Origin of the sequence: Pseudomonas sp. B21-010 (assembly GCF_024749325.1) — a bacterium.
In the GTDB taxonomy this organism is placed as follows: Bacteria; Pseudomonadota; Gammaproteobacteria; order Pseudomonadales; family Pseudomonadaceae; genus Aquipseudomonas; species Aquipseudomonas kilonensis.
In genome coordinates this window covers 5942879-5958994 of sequence record NZ_CP087198.1, presented here as the reverse complement: position 1 = coordinate 5958994, position 16116 = coordinate 5942879, and the positions used below count along the sequence as shown (strand labels likewise).

Genomic DNA, 16116 nt, shown 5'->3' with positions numbered 1-16116 from the left:
CTTGCACTGCAGCGACTCTTGAATGGGCGTTGCAACTGGCGTATCAAGGTCCGCACGCAACCCGCCAACCGAGTGCGCTCCATGTCCCAGGATTTCTACTTTTTGTTGATGCCGGGTTTTTCGGCCATCGGTTTCATTTCGGCCATCGAGCCGTTGCGGGTTGCCAATCGTTTTCGCGGCGAGCTTTACCGCTGGCGTGTGCTGAGTGTCGATGGCGGGCCGGTGCTGGCGAGCAATGGCATGTCGGTCAACGCCGATGCGGCACTGGAGCCCTTGAAGAAAGGCGCGACCCTCTGGGTGGTGGCGGGGTTCGAGCCGCTGAAATTCGCCACCCCGGCACTGGAGCGCTGGCTGCATCGGCTGGACAACGAAGGCGTGACCTTGGGCGGTATCGACACCGGCAGTGTGGTGTTGGCCGAGGCGGGGCTATTGGAAGGGCACCGCGTGACCTTGCATTGGGAAGCGATCGAGGCGTTCAAGGAGTCTTATCCGCAACTCAGCGTGACCCAGGAACTGTTCGAGATCGACCGTCGCCGGATCACTTGCGCGGGCGGCACTGCTTCCATCGACCTGATGCTGGACCTGATCGGCCAGGCCCACGGTTCGGAATTGGCGATCCAGGTCAGCGAGCAGTTCGTGCTCGGCCGCATCCGCCCGCGCAAAGACCACCAGCGCATGGAAATCGCCAACCGCTATGGCATTCGCAACAAGAAGCTGGTGCACGTCATAGGCGAGATGGAAACCCACAGCGAACCGCCCCTGAGCACCTTGGCGCTGGCCGAATCGATCAACGTCACCCGTCGCCAGCTCGAACGCCTGTTCCGCCTGCACCTGAACGACACCCCGAGCAACTTCTACCTGCGCCTGCGCCTGGAGAAGGCCCGGCAGCTGCTGCGCCAGACCGACATGAGTGTGTTGGAAGTGAGCATCGCCTGCGGCTTTGAGTCGCCGTCGTACTTCACCCGCAGCTATCGGGCACGGTTCGAGCGCTGCCCGCGGGAGGATCGACGACGGCAGGGGGATGGGCGGGAACTGGTTTGACAGGCTTTTATACTCAATTATACTCGCGACTATAAATTATACCTGTCGCCATAATTGAGTATAAAACCATGTCCAAGCATCCCGGTTTTGTCTTCAGGCGCCCCGATCTGGCCCGCAATATTGTCGATGGGCTGGCCGGCGCCGGGATCCAGGATTACACCTCAGGCCTGTTCCTGGCCGCTCCGAGACGCACCGGAAAAAGTACTTTCCTGCGCGAAGACTTGATACCTGAATGCGAAACCCGTGGTTGGCTCGCGGTCTACGTCGACCTTTGGGCCAACAAGGAGAAGGACCCTGCCGAGCTGATCGCCTCGGCCATCGCCGGGGCACTGGTGCCTTATGAAAAGGGCATCCGCAAGCTCGCCAAATCCATGGGCATCGACAAACTCAGCTTCTTGCGCACGTTGTCCTGGGATTTCAGCCAGCCGCAACTGCCCGAAGGGGCGACGCTGACCCAGGCGCTGGAGCTGTTGCACCGTGCCGCGGATAAAACCGTGGTGCTGGTGATCGACGAAGCCCAGCATGCCTTGACCACCGAGGCCGGGGTCAACGCGATGTTCGCCCTCAAGGCTGCCCGTGACCAGCTCAACCAGGGACGTGAGGGCGATGCCAGCGGCCTGCGACTGGTGTTCACCGGCTCCAATCGCGACAAGCTCGCGCACTTGGTATTGAGCCGCAACCAACCGTTCTACGGGTCCAGCATCACGCCGTTCCCTTTGCTGGGCAAAGCTTTCACCCAAGCCTACACCGCTCATTTGAACGCACACCTGGCCCAGACCAACCAGTTCAATGCCGATGATCTCGACCAGGCGTTTGAGTTGGTGGGGCGCCGTCCGGAGATGTTGCGCAGCGTCATCGGCGAAATTGCCCTGGAACTGGGTGAGGCAAGCCATTTGGGTGAGTTGCTGCGCAGCAGCGCCGAAATGCTGCGCGCTGGCGTCTGGACCGAGTTCGAGAGCGCCTGGAACGCCCTGACGGTGCCGCAACGCGCGGTGCTGCAGGTCATGGCCGAGCGCTCGCAGAACAACGAGCCCTTCGCACCCTTCACCGATTCAACGCTGGAGGCGGTGGGCAAGGCGCTGAGGGCTATGGGAAGCGAAGTCGTGCCCGGTACCCAGACCATCCAAGCCTGTATTGATGCGCTGCGGGAAAAGGAATTGGTGTGGAAGTCCAACCGGGGTGGTTATGCGCTGGAGGACAAGGCGTTTGCGGATTGGTTGAAGGGGTATCGCAAGCAACATTGAACCTGGGAATACATCCTATGGCGAGGGAGCTTGCTCCCGCTGGGTGGCGTCTTGTAGGAGCTGTCGAGCGAAGCGAGGCTGCGATCTTTCCCCAGACACTTGAGTCCCAAGTGAAAGATCAAAAGATCGCAGGCTTCGCCAGCTCCTACAGAGCCGAGCGGGAGCAAGCTCCCTCGCCACAGGTATTGTGTTCGGCTTTAAAAGGTCTATTTCTTCATCAACGCCGAACACGCCGCCTTGTACGCCTCATGCTGATACTTGTTCAGCGTCGCCGGCAGGGCGAAGTCATGTTTCTTGCTCTGCGCATTGATGGTCTGCGGCGACAGCAGCGTCACCTCGCAACCTTCCAGCAACTGGAAGACCCCTTCGATCTTGAACGTCGTCGGCCCACCGGCGAACTCGCCTTTCTTGCTGCGCTTTTTGATGGCGATGCGTTCGATGCCATTCTCAACCACAAACGCCCGCACCTGGGCAGCGAAAGCCTTGACGTTGGCGGCTTCGTCATCGTCGTCCAGGGCGATTTTCTTGGTGTTCAGCGCGACATGGCTCAGCACCTGTTGATCCAGCGAGGCAACAGCGATGATCGCTTCGCTGCCTTTGATTTCGATGCCGCACGTTTTCATGTGAATCCCTTTACCAATGATGCAAGCAGCTTACCGCGCTAAGCGGCTTCTGAAGCATCACTCCTGCCCAATCGACTCCAAAAACTCCGACCGATCATCGCTCACCTGGGCCATGCAGTCGTTTTCGGCGATTTTGTAGGCTTCGCTGCCGGGTTTGGCCGGGAAGGCGGCGATGGCGCAGTCGGCCTCGCGCTGTTTTTGCCACAGTTGTTGGGCGGCCTTGACCTTGGTGGTGATGTCGTTGAGCTGGGCCTTGTCGTTGGCGTAGCGGGTTTGCAGGCGCTCGTTGAGGCTTTGCAGGTTTTCGCCCAGCAATTGTTCGGCGGCGGTTTTGCCGTAGGTCGAGCAGGCCAGGGTCTGGACGTCGTTTTCAACTTCGTCGCAGGGGTTGGGTTCGGTGTCTTCGGTCGCATGCGCGACGGTGCTGATCAGTGCCAAAGCCAGGAAGAGTGATTTCATCGCGTTGCCGCTCAAGTCCAGTGAAAACCAGTGATGCAGCGGATTCTGGCGTAAGCGTCGGCTAAAGAACAGACGGGCAGGGTGGGTCGACCATAGCCCTTTGTCGTGGATTGACGCTTTCGGCAATTCCCCTGTCGTTTTTGCACCGGGTCGCCACGGCCCTCAGGCATATGCTGGCCCCAAAGCGCCGGCACACGATTCGGCGCATGAATCGCTGATAAAAGGGGACTGCCTGATGAGCCCAGCCGAATTGCACGCCGACAGCATCGTTATCGACGGGCTGATCATTGCCAAGTGGAACCGCGACCTGTTCGAAGACATGCGCAAGGGCGGCCTGACCGCAGCCAACTGCACCGTGTCGGTGTGGGAAGGTTTCCAGGCCACCATCAACAACATCGCCGCCAGCCAGAAACTGATCCGCGAGAACAGCGACCTGGTGATCCCGGTGAAAACCACCGCCGACATCCGTCGCGCCAAGGAACAGGGCAAGACCGGCATCATCTTCGGTTTCCAGAACGCCCATGCCTTCGAAGACCAGCTCGGCTACGTCGAGATCTTCAAGCAGTTGGGCGTGGGTGTGGTGCAGATGTGCTACAACACCCAGAACCTGGTCGGCACCGGTTGCTACGAACGCGACGGCGGCCTGTCGGGCTTCGGTCGCGAAATCGTCGCCGAGATGAACCGGGTTGGCATCATGTGCGACCTGTCCCACGTCGGTTCCAAGACCTCCGAAGAGGTCATCCTCGAATCGAAGAAACCGGTGTGCTACTCCCACTGCCTGCCGTCCGGCCTGAAAGAACACCCGCGCAACAAGTCCGATGAAGAGCTGAAGTTCATTGCCGACCACGGCGGTTTCGTCGGCGTGACCATGTTCGCGCCGTTCCTGGCCAAGGGCATCGATTCGACCATCGACGACTACGCCGAAGCCATCGAGTACACCATGAACATCGTCGGTGAAGACGCCATCGGCATCGGCACCGACTTCACCCAGGGCCACGGCCAGGACTTCTTCGAAATGCTGACTCACGACAAGGGCTACGCCCGTCGCCTGACCAGCTTCGGCAAGATCATCAACCCCCTGGGCATCCGCACCGTGGGCGAGTTCCCGAACCTCACCGAGACGCTGCTCAAGCGCGGCCATCCTGAGCGGGTAGTGCGCAAGATCATGGGTGAAAACTGGGTCAATGTCTTGAAAGACGTCTGGGGCGAATAACCGCCGCCGCACCGCTAATCCTCTACCTGCGGCCCTCTGCGCCGCAGGCAATACCACGAATTTCCGGAGTCAAGTTTTCATGGCCAAGATCGCCCCGCAACTGCCTATCGAAGTCGACAGCGAAACCGGTGTCTGGACCTCCGACGCCCTGCCGATGCTGTACGTGCCACGGCACTTTTTCGTCAACAACCACATGGGCATCGAAGAAGTGCTGGGCGCCGACGCCTACGCCGAGATTCTCTACAAGGCCGGCTACAAATCCGCCTGGCATTGGTGTGAAAAAGAAGCCGAATGCCATGGCCTGGAAGGCGTCGCGGTGTTCGAGCACTACATGAAGCGCCTGTCGCAGCGTGGCTGGGGCCTGTTCAAGATCCAGGACATCGACCTGGACAAAGGCACTGCCAGCGTCAAGCTCGAACACTCGGCGTTCGTCTATGTGTACGGCAAGGTCGGGCGCAAGGTCGACTACATGTTCACCGGCTGGTTCGCCGGCGCCATGGACCAGATCCTCGCCGCTCGCGGCAGCAAGATCCGCACTGTGGCCGAGCAGGTCTACGGCGGTTCCGAAGAAGGCCACGACGACGGCCTGTTCATCGTCAAGCCGTTGTAAGTCGAGGATCGCACCATGGCTTTTGAAGCAATGTTCCAGCCGATCCAGATCGGCAAGCTGACCATCCGCAACCGCGTGCTCAGCACCGCGCACGCCGAGGTCTACGCCACCGACGGCGGCATGACCACCGACCGGTACGTGAAGTATTACGAAGAGAAGGCCAAGGGCGGCATCGGCCTGGCGATCTGCGGTGGTTCGTCCGTGGTCGCCATCGACAGCCCGCAGGAGTGGTGGAGTTCGGTGAACCTGTCCACCGACCGCATCATTCCGCACTTCCAGAACCTGGCCGACGCCATGCACAAGCATGGCGCCAAGATCATGATCCAGATTACCCACATGGGCCGTCGCTCGCGTTGGGACGGTTTCAACTGGCCGACCCTGATGTCGCCGTCCGGCGTGCGTGAGCCAGTGCACCGCGCCACCTGCAAGACCATCGAGCCGGAAGAGATCTGGCGGGTGATCGGCAACTACGCCAGCGCCGCCAAACGCGCCAAGGCCGGTGGCCTGGACGGCGTCGAGCTGTCCGCCGTGCACCAGCACATGATCGACCAGTTCTGGAGCCCGCGGGTCAACAAGCGTACCGACGAATGGGGCGGCACCTTCGAAGGCCGCATGAAGTTCGGCCTGGAAGTGTTGAAGGCCGTGCGCGCCGAAGTGGGCGACGATTTCTGCGTGGGCATGCGCCTGTGCGGTGACGAATTCCACCCGGACGGCTTGTCCCACGAGGACATGAAGCAGATCGCCAAGTACTACGATGACACCGGCATGCTGGATTTCATCGGCGTGGTGGGCTCGGGTTGCGACACCCACAACACCCTGGCCAACGTCATCCCGAACATGAGTTATCCACCGGAGCCATTCCTGCACTTGGCCGCCGGTATCAAGGAAGTGGTCAAGGTTCCGGTGCTGCACGCGCAGAACATCAAGGACCCGAACCAGGCTACGCGGATTCTGGAGGGCGGTTACGTCGACATGGTCGGCATGACCCGCGCCCACATCGCTGACCCGCACCTGATCGCCAAGATCAAGATGGGCCAGATCGACCAGATCAAGCAGTGCGTCGGCGCCAACTACTGCATCGACCGCCAGTATCAAGGCCTGGACGTGCTGTGCATCCAGAACGCCGCGACGTCCCGTGAATACATGGGCGTGCCGCACATCATCGAGAAGTCCACCGGGCCGAAACGCAAAGTCGTTGTGGTCGGTGCCGGCCCGGCGGGGATGGAAGCGGCGCGTGTGGCCGCCGAACGTGGGCACGATGTGACCCTGTTCGAGAAGAAAGAATTCATCGGTGGGCAGATCACCACGGCCTCGAAAGCCCCGCAACGGGACCAGATTGCTGGTATCACCCGCTGGTTCCAACTGGAGCTGGCGCGGTTGAAAGTCGACCTGCGCCTGGGCGTGGCGGCTGATGCGGCAACCATCATGGACCTGCGTCCGGACGTGGTGGTGCTGGCCGTCGGCGGCCATCCGTTCCTGGAGCAGAACGAGCACTGGGGCGCCGCCGAAGGGCTGGTGGTCAGCAGCTGGGACGTGCTCGACGGCAAGGTTGCACCGGGCAAGAACGTATTGGTCTACGACACCATTTGCGAGTTCACCGGCATGTCGGTGGCCGACTTCCTCGCTGACAAGGGCAGCCAGGTCGAGATCGTCACCGACGACATCAAGCCGGGCGTAGCCATTGGCGGGACGTCGTTCCCCACCTACTACCGCAGCATGTACCCCAAGGAAGTGATCATGACCGGGGACATGATGCTGGAGAAGGTCTACCGCGAAGGCGACAAGCTGGTGGCGGTACTGGAGAACGAATACACCGGTGCCAAGGAAGAACGCGTGGTGGACCAGGTGGTGGTGGAAAACGGCGTGCGGCCGGACGAAGAAATCTACTACGCGCTCAAGGAAGGTTCGCGCAACAAGGGCCAGATCGACGTCGAAGCCCTGTTCGCGATCAAGCCCCAGCCGTGCCTGGAGCAGAGCGGCGATGGCTACCTGCTGTTCCGCATCGGCGACTGCGTGGCCCAGCGTAATACCCACGCGGCCATCTACGACGCCCTGCGGTTGTGCAAGGATTTCTAACGGCTTGTGGATAACCCTGTGGGAGCAAGGCTTGCCCGCGATAAATGCGACACGGAGGATCTGACTGACCGAGTCGATCGCATCGCGGGCAAGCCTTGCTCCCACAGGAATCGGGCAAGGCATCCAGCTAGTTTGGCCTGCAAGACCTGTGGTCTTTGGGAGCAACACCTATGTTGAACACCCTTCTTCCCATCCTGCTGTTTGCTGCCCTGGGCCTCGCGGTCCTTGGCGCCTTGCGGCGGGTGAACATGTGGCGCCGCGGACGACCGGCCAAGGTCGACCTGATCGGCGGTCTCTTCGCCATGCCCAAGCGCTATATGGTGGATTTGCACCATGTGGTGGCGCGGGACAAATACATTGCCAATACCCACGTCGCCACTGCCGGTGGTGCGGTGGCATCGATTGTGTTGGCGATTTTGGTACACGGTTTTGGCCTGCACAACCGCATCCTCGGCTACGCCTTGCTGCTGATGTCGGCGGTGATGTTCGTTGGCGCGATCTTTATGTACTTGCGTCGGCGCAATCCGCCGGCCCGTTTGTCCAAGGGCCCCTGGATGCGCCTGCCGAAAAGCCTGTTGGCCTTCTCGGCGTCGTTCTTCCTGGTGACCCTGCCGGTGGCGGGCATCCTCCCGGAAAACTTCGGCGGTTGGCTGGTGGCGGCGATCCTGGGTGTCGGCGTGCTGTGGGGTGTGTCGGAATTGTTTTTCGGCATGACCTGGGGCGGGCCGATGAAACACGCCTTCGCCGGTGCCCTGCACCTGGCCTGGCACCGCCGAGCCGAGCGCTTTGGTGGCGGTCGTTCCACCGGTCTCAAGCCACTGGACTTGAACGACCCTAGCGCACCGCTGGGCGTGGAAAAACCCAAGGATTTCACCTGGAACCAACTGCTGGGCTTCGATGCCTGCGTGCAGTGCGGCAAGTGCGAAGCGGCCTGCCCGGCGTTCGCTGCCGGCCAGCCGCTGAACCCGAAAAAACTCATCCAGGACATGGTCGTCGGCCTGGCCGGCGGCACCGATGCGAAATTCGCCGGCAGCCCTTATCCAGGTAAACCTGTCGGTGAGCATGGCGGCAACCTGCATCAACCCATCGTCAACGGCCTGGTAGACGCTGAGACCCTGTGGTCCTGCACCACCTGCCGAGCGTGCGTCGAGGAGTGCCCGATGATGATCGAGCACGTCGACGCCATCGTCGACATGCGCCGCCACCTGACCTTGGAAAAAGGCGCCACGCCGAACAAGGGTGCCGAAGTGCTGGAAAACCTCATCGCCACCGACAACCCTGGCGGCTTCGCCCCGGGCGGGCGGATGAACTGGGCGGCGGACTTGAACCTCAATCTGCTCAGCGAGAAGAAATCCACCGACGTCCTGTTCTGGGTCGGCGACGGTGCCTTCGACATGCGCAACCAGCGCACCTTGCGCGCCTTCGTCAAAGTGCTCAAGGCGGCGAAGATCGACTTCGCCGTGCTCGGCCTCGAAGAGCGTGACAGCGGCGACGTGGCCCGGCGCCTGGGTGATGAGGCGACGTTCCAGCTGTTGGCCAAACGCAACATCCAGACCCTGGCCAAATACAGCTTCAACCGCATCGTCACCTGCGACCCCCACAGTTTCCACGTACTGAAAAACGAATACGGCGCCTTCGATGGCAACTACCTGGTGCAGCACCACAGCACCTATATGGCGGAAATCATCGACGCCGGGGCGCTGAACCTCGGCCAGCACAAGGGCGACAGCGTGACTTATCACGACCCATGCTACCTGGGCCGCTACAACGGCGAATACGAGGCGCCGCGCCAGGTGCTGCGTGCGCTGGGTATCGAGGTCAAGGAGATGCAGCGTTCCGGTTTCCGTTCGCGTTGCTGCGGCGGTGGCGGCGGTGCGCCGATCACCGACATCCCGGGCAAGCAGCGGATCCCTGACATGCGCATGGAAGACATCCGCGAAACCGGCGCCGAACTGGTGGCCGTGGGTTGTCCACAGTGCACCGCGATGCTGGAAGGCGTGGTCGAGCCGCGGCCGATGATCAAGGACATCGCCGAACTGGTGGCCGACGCGCTGCTGGAAGACGCGGCCCCGAGCAAGCCTGTAGCCCCAGCCAAACGTGAACCTGCGGAGGTGCATTAATGAGCGACATCATCCGCCGCGACCCTCGCGCCGAGTGGATCGCCCGCAACCGCCTGCACCCGCTGCACGCGGCCATGCAACCGGTGCAGCATAGCTGGATGGGCCCCAACGGCATCATCCGCAAGAATGTCCATGGCGTCGGTTTCATCGGCCCCAACGGTATCAAGCGCATCGACCGCAGCGGCGCCCAGCAGGGTGGCGCGACCAAGCGTACCGCCGCCGCTGAAGTGCAACTGCCGCTGCATCAGGTGCCGCAACCGGCGTTCTACATCAGTGTGGTGCCGGACATGGTCGGTGGCCGCTTGAGCAGCCACGACCGCGATCTGCTGGGCCTGGCCCATCAGCTTGCAGGCGCGGAAGGTGCGGTGCTGGCGGTGGTCTTCGGCGAGCATAAGGAAAGTGCCTTCGCCACGGCCGGTGTCGACCGCTTGCTGGTGCTCGATGGCGAGGAATTCAGCGGTTATGCACCGGAACAACGGGTGCAAGGCCTGCGGGCTGTGGATAACCAGTTCAGCCCACGCCATTGGCTGTTGCCTGACAGCCGCACCGGTGGCGGCGAACTGGGCCGGCGTTTGGCCGCGGCCCTGGGCGAACGTCCGGCCACGCGGGTCTGGCAGGTCAAGGGAGAAGAGTGCATCGGCCGCGCTGGTGCGGGCCTGCAAGACCTGGCCCGGCCATTGGCGCGCTTGATCCTGGCAGCGGCCGAATGCGCTGAACCGGTCAGCGAAACCCGCCACGAAGCCTTGCCGGTGGAGTTATCCACAAGCGTGGCCCGCAGCTTGTCGCGCATCGAAGACCTCGGCGCGGTGGCGGTGGACCCGGGCGCGATCCCGATGGCCGAGGCCGAATTCATTTTCTCCGGCGGCAACGGGGTCAAGGACTGGGCACTGTTCCACCAGACCGCAGCGGCCCTGGGCGCTACCGAAGGCGCGTCGCGGGTGGCGGTGGACGACGGCTTCATGGCCCGCGATCGCCAGGTCGGTGCGTCCGGTACCTGGGTTACGGCGCGGGTCTACGTGGCCGTGGGGATTTCCGGGGCGATCCAGCACCTGCAGGGCATTGGCGCCTGCGACAAGGTGGTGGCGATCAACCTTGATCCGGGTTGCGACATGATCAAACGGGCGGACCTGTCGGTGATCGGTGACAGCGCGGCGATTCTCCAGGCCTTGATCGCGGCGGTAGAGGCTTACCGCAACGAAGCCAAGCGTGATGCGGCTTAAGAAGGATAAGTTGATGAGTACCCAAGTGATCAGCCTCGTGTCCATCGGCGCCCACCCCACTTCCGGTCGGCCTCGGCGCGCCGAACAGGACGCTAGGGCCGTGGAGCTGGGCCTGCAACTGGCCGGCAGCGACCTGCAAGTGCTGCACGCCGGCGACGTGGCCGAACCGGCCCTGCGCGCTTACCTGGGCATGGGCCTGGATGAATTGCACGTGCTGGAAAACCCCGTCGGCGCCGACGCCCTGCCGGCCCTGACCGATTACCTGCGTGATGCCGGCGCCCAAGTGGTGCTCACCGGTAGCCAGGCGGAAACCGGTGAAGGCTCGGGCATGCTGCCGTTCCTGCTGGCCGAGAGTCTCGGTTGGCCGCTGGTGGTGGGGCTGGCCCAGGTCGAATCCATCGACAGCGGTGTGGCCCTGGTGCTGCAAGCCTTGCCGCGCGGCCAACGGCGACGTCTCAAAGTGCGCCTGCCGTTCCTGGCCACTGTGGATAACGCCGCGCCAAAACCTCGGCAAAGCGCCTACGGCCCGGCCCGGCGGGGGGCATTGCATGGCGAGGAGGTCGAAGTGATCGACGACACCTTGCTGGCGGTGGCAACCCTGCAACCGGCCAAGCCACGGCCCAAACGCTTGAAAGTGATCAAGGCCAAGAGCGGCGCCGACCGCATGAAAGCCGCCACGGCCAAGGCCAGCGGCGGAGGCGGGCAAGTGCTCAAGGGCGTGAGCCCGGAGGCGGGGGCCGAGGCGATTCTCAAGCTGTTGGTGGAGGAAGGGGTGGTTCGCTAGATCTGCCCTGCATCATCGTCAACCGACCTACCGCCATCGCGAGCAAGCTCGCTCCCACAGGGGATTGGCGGTGTGTGTGAATTTTGTGCTTACACCCAATCATTGTGGGAGCGAGCTTGCTCGCGATGGCAGTCTGTCAGTTAGCAAGGATGGTGGCTGATAATCCGTCATCGCGAGCAAGCTCACTCCCACAGTTGCTCTGTGTTACCCACAATCCCTGTGCGCGCTTCTGTGGATAACCTGTTCGCCCCTCTCTGCACCCCATGCAAATCAGGCCCTCCAGCCCTGCGTTCAAAAAATAATCAGTCTAACTCACGGTTTTTATTGGCTTTTGCTTGTGAGTAGTTATTCGCTTCAGCCGAAACTTGCCCCCAATCTCTGTTGGCGCTTCTGTGGATAAGATGTTCGCTCTACGCTGCAAGCCATACGAACCGGGGCGTTCAGCGAGTTGATCATAAACTGATCAAACAGCCTCTTTTATCAGGAAAATCTTCGGAAAACCTCGATTTACAAGCCGTCCAAAGGGTTTTCCACAGAATCGTCAAAATTACCCCCAAACACTGTTGGCGCTTCTGTGGATAAGGTGTTCGCTTACCGCCACACGCCTTGCCAGGCATGACTTACAGGTCTTTGATCAAAAAACAGCCGATAGGCCGGTAAAACCGTCATTGTTCATAAGTCACGGTTTTTATTCACTTTGCCGGTGAAAAAATGCCGGACATACACCTACTTGTCCCCATTTGCTGTGGGTGGTCATGTGGATAACTTGTTCGCCAAACGCTGCAAGCCACGGCGGGCATAGCGCAAATGGCGATAGATCAAATTTCATACAGTTCTAAGTCACACCCTTGACGAGGGTCTGTGGGCTGTCTTCACTCCATGGCACAAGGACATCGCCACTTTATCCACATCAGGTTCAGGGAGAACACATGATGGATAGCAAGGACCCCCGCTCACACCCGCAATCATCGGTGACCTGCGTCCCGACACCTCCCACCTCGTTGCACAAACGCACCCATCGTCGCGCCGTCAATCAGCGTGCGCGTCTATAGCGCCTGGTTTTTCCCCTGTAGCACCGCTGACTGCCGCCGGACCCTGCAAGGGACGGTGGCCAGGCGTTTGTGCGTCTGTCGATTTGCAGGCAACCGCAGAGTTGCCCTATCTGCCTGAGAGGACTTGAACATGACACGGATCTCGACCCCCATCAGTGATATCCAGGAGCACTACGACGTGATCGTCATCGGTTCGGGCTACGGGGGCGGCATTGCTGCCTCGCGCCTGTCCCGGGCCGGGCGCAAGGTGTGCCTGCTGGAGCGTGGCCGGGAGATCCAGCCCGGCGAATACCCCAACACCCTGCTCGCGGCCACCGAGGAACTGCAAGTCCATGACCCGGACGGCCACATCGGTTCGCGCACCGGTCTGTTCGACCTGCACGTCAACGCCCAGCAGAACGTGGTGGTCGGTTGTGGCCTGGGCGGCACGTCGCTGATCAATGCCAACGTTGCGCTGGAGCCGGAGCCTGGCGTGTTCGAGGACCCGCGCTGGCCGCAGGCGGTCCGTGAGCACCAGGACACGCTGCTCAAGGACGGCTACGCCCGGGCCCGGGAGATGCTCAAGCCCACCCCTTACCCCGCGTCGGAACCGAACCTGCCCAAGCTCGACGCGCACAAGAAGTCCGCCGATTACCTCAAGCAAGGCGCGCATTTCTACAAGCCGCCGATCAACGTGACTTTCGACAAGCTGCCCAACAACCTCAACCACGTCGGCGTCGAACAGCTGCCGTGCAATGGTTGTGGCGATTGCGTCTCGGGCTGTAACAACAAGGCCAAGAACACCACGCTGATGAACTACCTGCCGGATGCCTGGAACCACGGCGCGGAGATTTTCTGCCAGGCCGAGGTGCGGCACCTGGAGCGCGACGGCGATGGCTGGATCGTGCACTTCCAATACCTGGACAGCGGTCGCGAGATGTTCTCGGCGCCGACCCTGTTCGTGCGCGCCGACATCGTGGTGGTGTCTGCCGGCACCCTGGGCTCCACCGAAATCATGTTGCGCTCGCGGGACAAGGGCCTGTCGATGTCCAGCCAATTGGGCGAGCACATGAGCGGCAACGGCGACATCCTCGGGTTCGGTCACAACTGCGACCAGACCATCAACGGCATCGGCTTCGGCGCCCATTCGGCCAAGGAACTGGAACCGGTGGGGCCGTGCATCACCTCGATCATCGACATGCGCACCGAGGGCGACTGGCGCAGCCGCATGGTCATCGAGGAAGGTTCGATTCCCGGTGCCCTCGGTCGGGCCATGGTGCCGAGCATGGCGGCGTTTGCCGAAATGATCGGTGTGCCCACCGACACTGGCTTCGGCGCCAGCCTCAAGTACAAGGGGCGCGAAGCCGAGAGCTTTTTGCGCGGTCCCTACTACGGCGCGCTGCATAACATGCAGACCTACCTGATCATGAGCCATGACAACGCCAAGGGGCGCATGCTGCTCGACAGCAAGGATCAGTTGCGCATCGACTGGCCCGGCGTCGGCGAACAGGAGAACGTCACCCTCGGCAACGAGCGGCTGCACCAGAGCACCAAGGCCCTGGGCGGGATCTGGGTCGAGAACCCGATCTGGACCAAGCTGCTCAAGCACAGCATCGTCTCGGTCCATCCCCTCGGCGGTTGCGTGATGGGCGAGGATGCGACCCAAGGCGTGGTCAACCACAAGGGCCAGGTGTTCAGTGGCGCCAGCGGCACCGATGTCTACCCGGGCCTGTACGTGACCGACGGCGCGGTGATCCCGACGTCGCTGGCGGTCAACCCGTTGCTGACCATCTCGGCGGTGAGCGAGCGCAACATGGGGCTGCTGGCGGCCGACCGCGGCTGGATCATCGACTACACGCTGCCTTCGGCCCCGCGCAAAGCCGTGGCGGCGCCGACCCTCGGCGTGCAGTTCACCGAAACCATGAAGGGCTACTTTTCCACAGCCTTCATCCAGCCCCAGGGCACCGATCTCAGCCTGTATGAAGCGGCGGCCAAGCGTGGCAAGGCCGACAACTCGTCCATCGAATTCACCCTGACCATCACCGCCGCCGACCTCAACCGTCTGATCAAGGAGCCGGAGCATGCGGCAACCCTGGTGGGGACCCTCGACGCACCGTCGCTCTCGTCGCAGCTGCTGATCGCCAGCAATGGGGTATTCAACCTGTTCGAGCAGTATCAGGGGCAGGTTGGCGTGCGGCACATGAACTACGACATGAAGCTGACCGCCGAAGACGGCAGCGACTATTACTTCAGCGCCTTCAAGACCGTGCCCGAGGACAACGGTGTGCTGAACATCTGGCCTGACACCAGCACCCTGTACGTCACGCTCTATCGAGGGTCGGACAAGACCGGCGCGGTGATCGGTTCGGGGGTGATGCACATTCTGCCGGCGGACTTCGCCAAGCAAATGACCACCATGAAAGTGCTCAATGCCCGCAATGAACGTGAGCGCGTGGAGGCGCTGGCGCGGTTCGGCAAGTTCTTTGCCGGCATCTTGTGGGAGAGCTACGGCGGTGTCTTCGCCGGCGACGTCTACTTCAACCCGGACGCGCCGCCCCGGTTGAAACGGCCGTTGGATGCGCCGCCCCCGGTGGTGCATTTCTTCCAGACCGAAGACAACGTCGAGCTGCGCCTGACCCGTTACCAGGCCGGCACCAAAGGCCCGGTGATGTTGGTTCATGGCCTGGGCGTGGGCTCGAATATTTTCTCCACTGACACCATTCATACCAACCTGCTGGAATACCTCTGCAAGCACGAATACGACGTCTGGCTGTTGGATTTGCGGGTGAGCATCCTGCTGCCGGCCAGCAAAAATGAATGGAACGGCGACCAGGTGGCCCAGTACGATTTCAAGGCCGCCATCGAGCAGATCCAGCAGGCGACCCTGGCCCGTGACGTGCAGTGCGTGGTGCATTGCTACGGCGCGACGACCTTCTTCATGTCGATGCTGGCGGGCTTGCAGGGCGTGCGTTCGGTGGTCTGCTCGCAGATCGCCGCCGACACGGTGGTTGCCACTGCTACTGGGCTGAAGGCCGGTTTGCATTTGCCGGGGATGCTCGATGCCATCGGCATCAAGTCCCTCACGGCCTACGCCGACACCAAGGAAAGCTGGTTCAACAAACTCTACGACAAGGCCCTCAACGGCTATGCCCGGATCGAGGCCCAGGGCTATTGCACCAACCCGGTCTGCCATCGCATCACGTTCATGTATGCGTCGCTGTACCGCCACGACACCCTCAACGAAACCCTGCACGACAACCTGCATGAGTTGTTCGGCGAGTCGAACATCCAGACCTTCGAGCACCTGGCGCTGATCGTGCGCAAGGGGCACCTGGTGGACTTCAAGGGCAACGACGTCTACATGCCGCATTTCGATCGGTTGAAATTGCCGATCTGCTTCATCAGCGGCGCCGACAACCAGTGCTACCTGCCGCAAAGCACCCTCAAGACCTACGAACGACTGTGCGAGATGCACGGCCCGCAGTTGTTCAGCCGTCACGAAGTGCCGGGGTACGGCCACATCGACTGCATGTTCGGCAAGGATGCGGTGGTGGATGTGTATCCGATCATCCTTGAGCACCTGGAGAAGACGGCGTTGGGCTAGCTGATCGCCATCCGTGGCGAGGGAGCTTGCTCCCGCTCGGCTCTGTAGGAGCTGGCGAAGCCTGCGATCTTTTGATCTTGATCTTTCGCTC

The 16116-nt window shown here is 61.8% G+C and carries 11 protein-coding genes; 9 read left to right on the top strand and 2 right to left on the bottom strand.

Annotated features, from left to right (window positions below; translation table 11 throughout):
* Window positions 1–81: 81 nt before the first annotated feature.
* Window positions 82–1041, top strand: coding sequence for a GlxA family transcriptional regulator (locus LOY50_RS26620; protein WP_258689579.1), 960 nt, complete (start codon window positions 82–84; stop codon window positions 1039–1041).
* 68 nt (window positions 1042–1109) lie between these two features.
* Window positions 1110–2285 (top strand): ATP-binding protein, encoded by a 1176-nt coding sequence (locus LOY50_RS26615; protein ID WP_253470068.1) that lies wholly within the window; start codon window positions 1110–1112, stop codon window positions 2283–2285.
* Between the two features lie 206 nt (window positions 2286–2491).
* Here the strand turns inward: LOY50_RS26615 and LOY50_RS26610 are convergent, their stop codons facing one another.
* Both LOY50_RS26610 and LOY50_RS26605 read right to left on the bottom strand, forming a co-directional pair.
* A complete protein-coding gene (locus LOY50_RS26610) occupies window positions 2492–2908 on the bottom strand; it encodes a DUF3010 family protein (RefSeq protein ID WP_258689578.1) in 417 nt (138 codons plus the stop codon).
* A gap of 57 nt (window positions 2909–2965) precedes the next feature.
* Complete coding sequence (locus LOY50_RS26605) at window positions 2966–3367, bottom strand: lysozyme inhibitor LprI family protein (RefSeq protein ID WP_253470064.1); 402 nt, start codon at window positions 3365–3367, stop codon at window positions 2966–2968.
* A gap of 235 nt (window positions 3368–3602) precedes the next feature.
* On the opposite strand from LOY50_RS26605, the gene LOY50_RS26600 reads away from it, so the two are divergent.
* The 7 genes from LOY50_RS26600 to LOY50_RS26570 all read left to right on the top strand — a co-directional run bounded on the left by LOY50_RS26600 (window position 3603) and on the right by LOY50_RS26570 (window position 16025).
* A complete protein-coding gene (locus tag LOY50_RS26600) occupies window positions 3603–4580 on the top strand; it encodes a dipeptidase (protein ID WP_014340593.1) in 978 nt (325 codons plus the stop codon).
* Window positions 4581–4659: 79 nt separating this feature from the next.
* Window positions 4660–5190 (top strand): 4-vinyl reductase, encoded by a 531-nt coding sequence (locus LOY50_RS26595; RefSeq protein WP_003177589.1) that lies wholly within the window; start codon window positions 4660–4662, stop codon window positions 5188–5190.
* A 15-nt stretch (window positions 5191–5205) separates the two neighbouring features.
* Window positions 5206–7266, top strand: a complete 2061-nt coding sequence (gene dgcA, locus LOY50_RS26590; protein WP_014340592.1) for a dimethylglycine demethylation protein DgcA — start codon at window positions 5206–5208, stop codon at window positions 7264–7266.
* Window positions 7267–7436: 170 nt separating this feature from the next.
* A complete protein-coding gene (dgcB, locus tag LOY50_RS26585) occupies window positions 7437–9386 on the top strand; it encodes a dimethylglycine demethylation protein DgcB (protein ID WP_258689577.1) in 1950 nt (649 codons plus the stop codon).
* Window positions 9386–10606 (top strand): electron transfer flavoprotein subunit alpha/FixB family protein, encoded by a 1221-nt coding sequence (locus tag LOY50_RS26580; protein WP_258689576.1) that lies wholly within the window; start codon window positions 9386–9388, stop codon window positions 10604–10606. The genes dgcB and LOY50_RS26580 overlap by 1 nt, the downstream gene beginning before the upstream one ends.
* A gap of 13 nt (window positions 10607–10619) precedes the next feature.
* Window positions 10620–11390, top strand: a complete 771-nt coding sequence (locus LOY50_RS26575) for an electron transfer flavoprotein subunit beta (protein ID WP_253470056.1) — start codon at window positions 10620–10622, stop codon at window positions 11388–11390.
* A gap of 1182 nt (window positions 11391–12572) precedes the next feature.
* Window positions 12573–16025, top strand: a complete 3453-nt coding sequence (locus tag LOY50_RS26570; RefSeq protein WP_258689575.1) for a GMC oxidoreductase — start codon at window positions 12573–12575, stop codon at window positions 16023–16025.
* Window positions 16026–16116 lie beyond the last annotated feature (91 nt).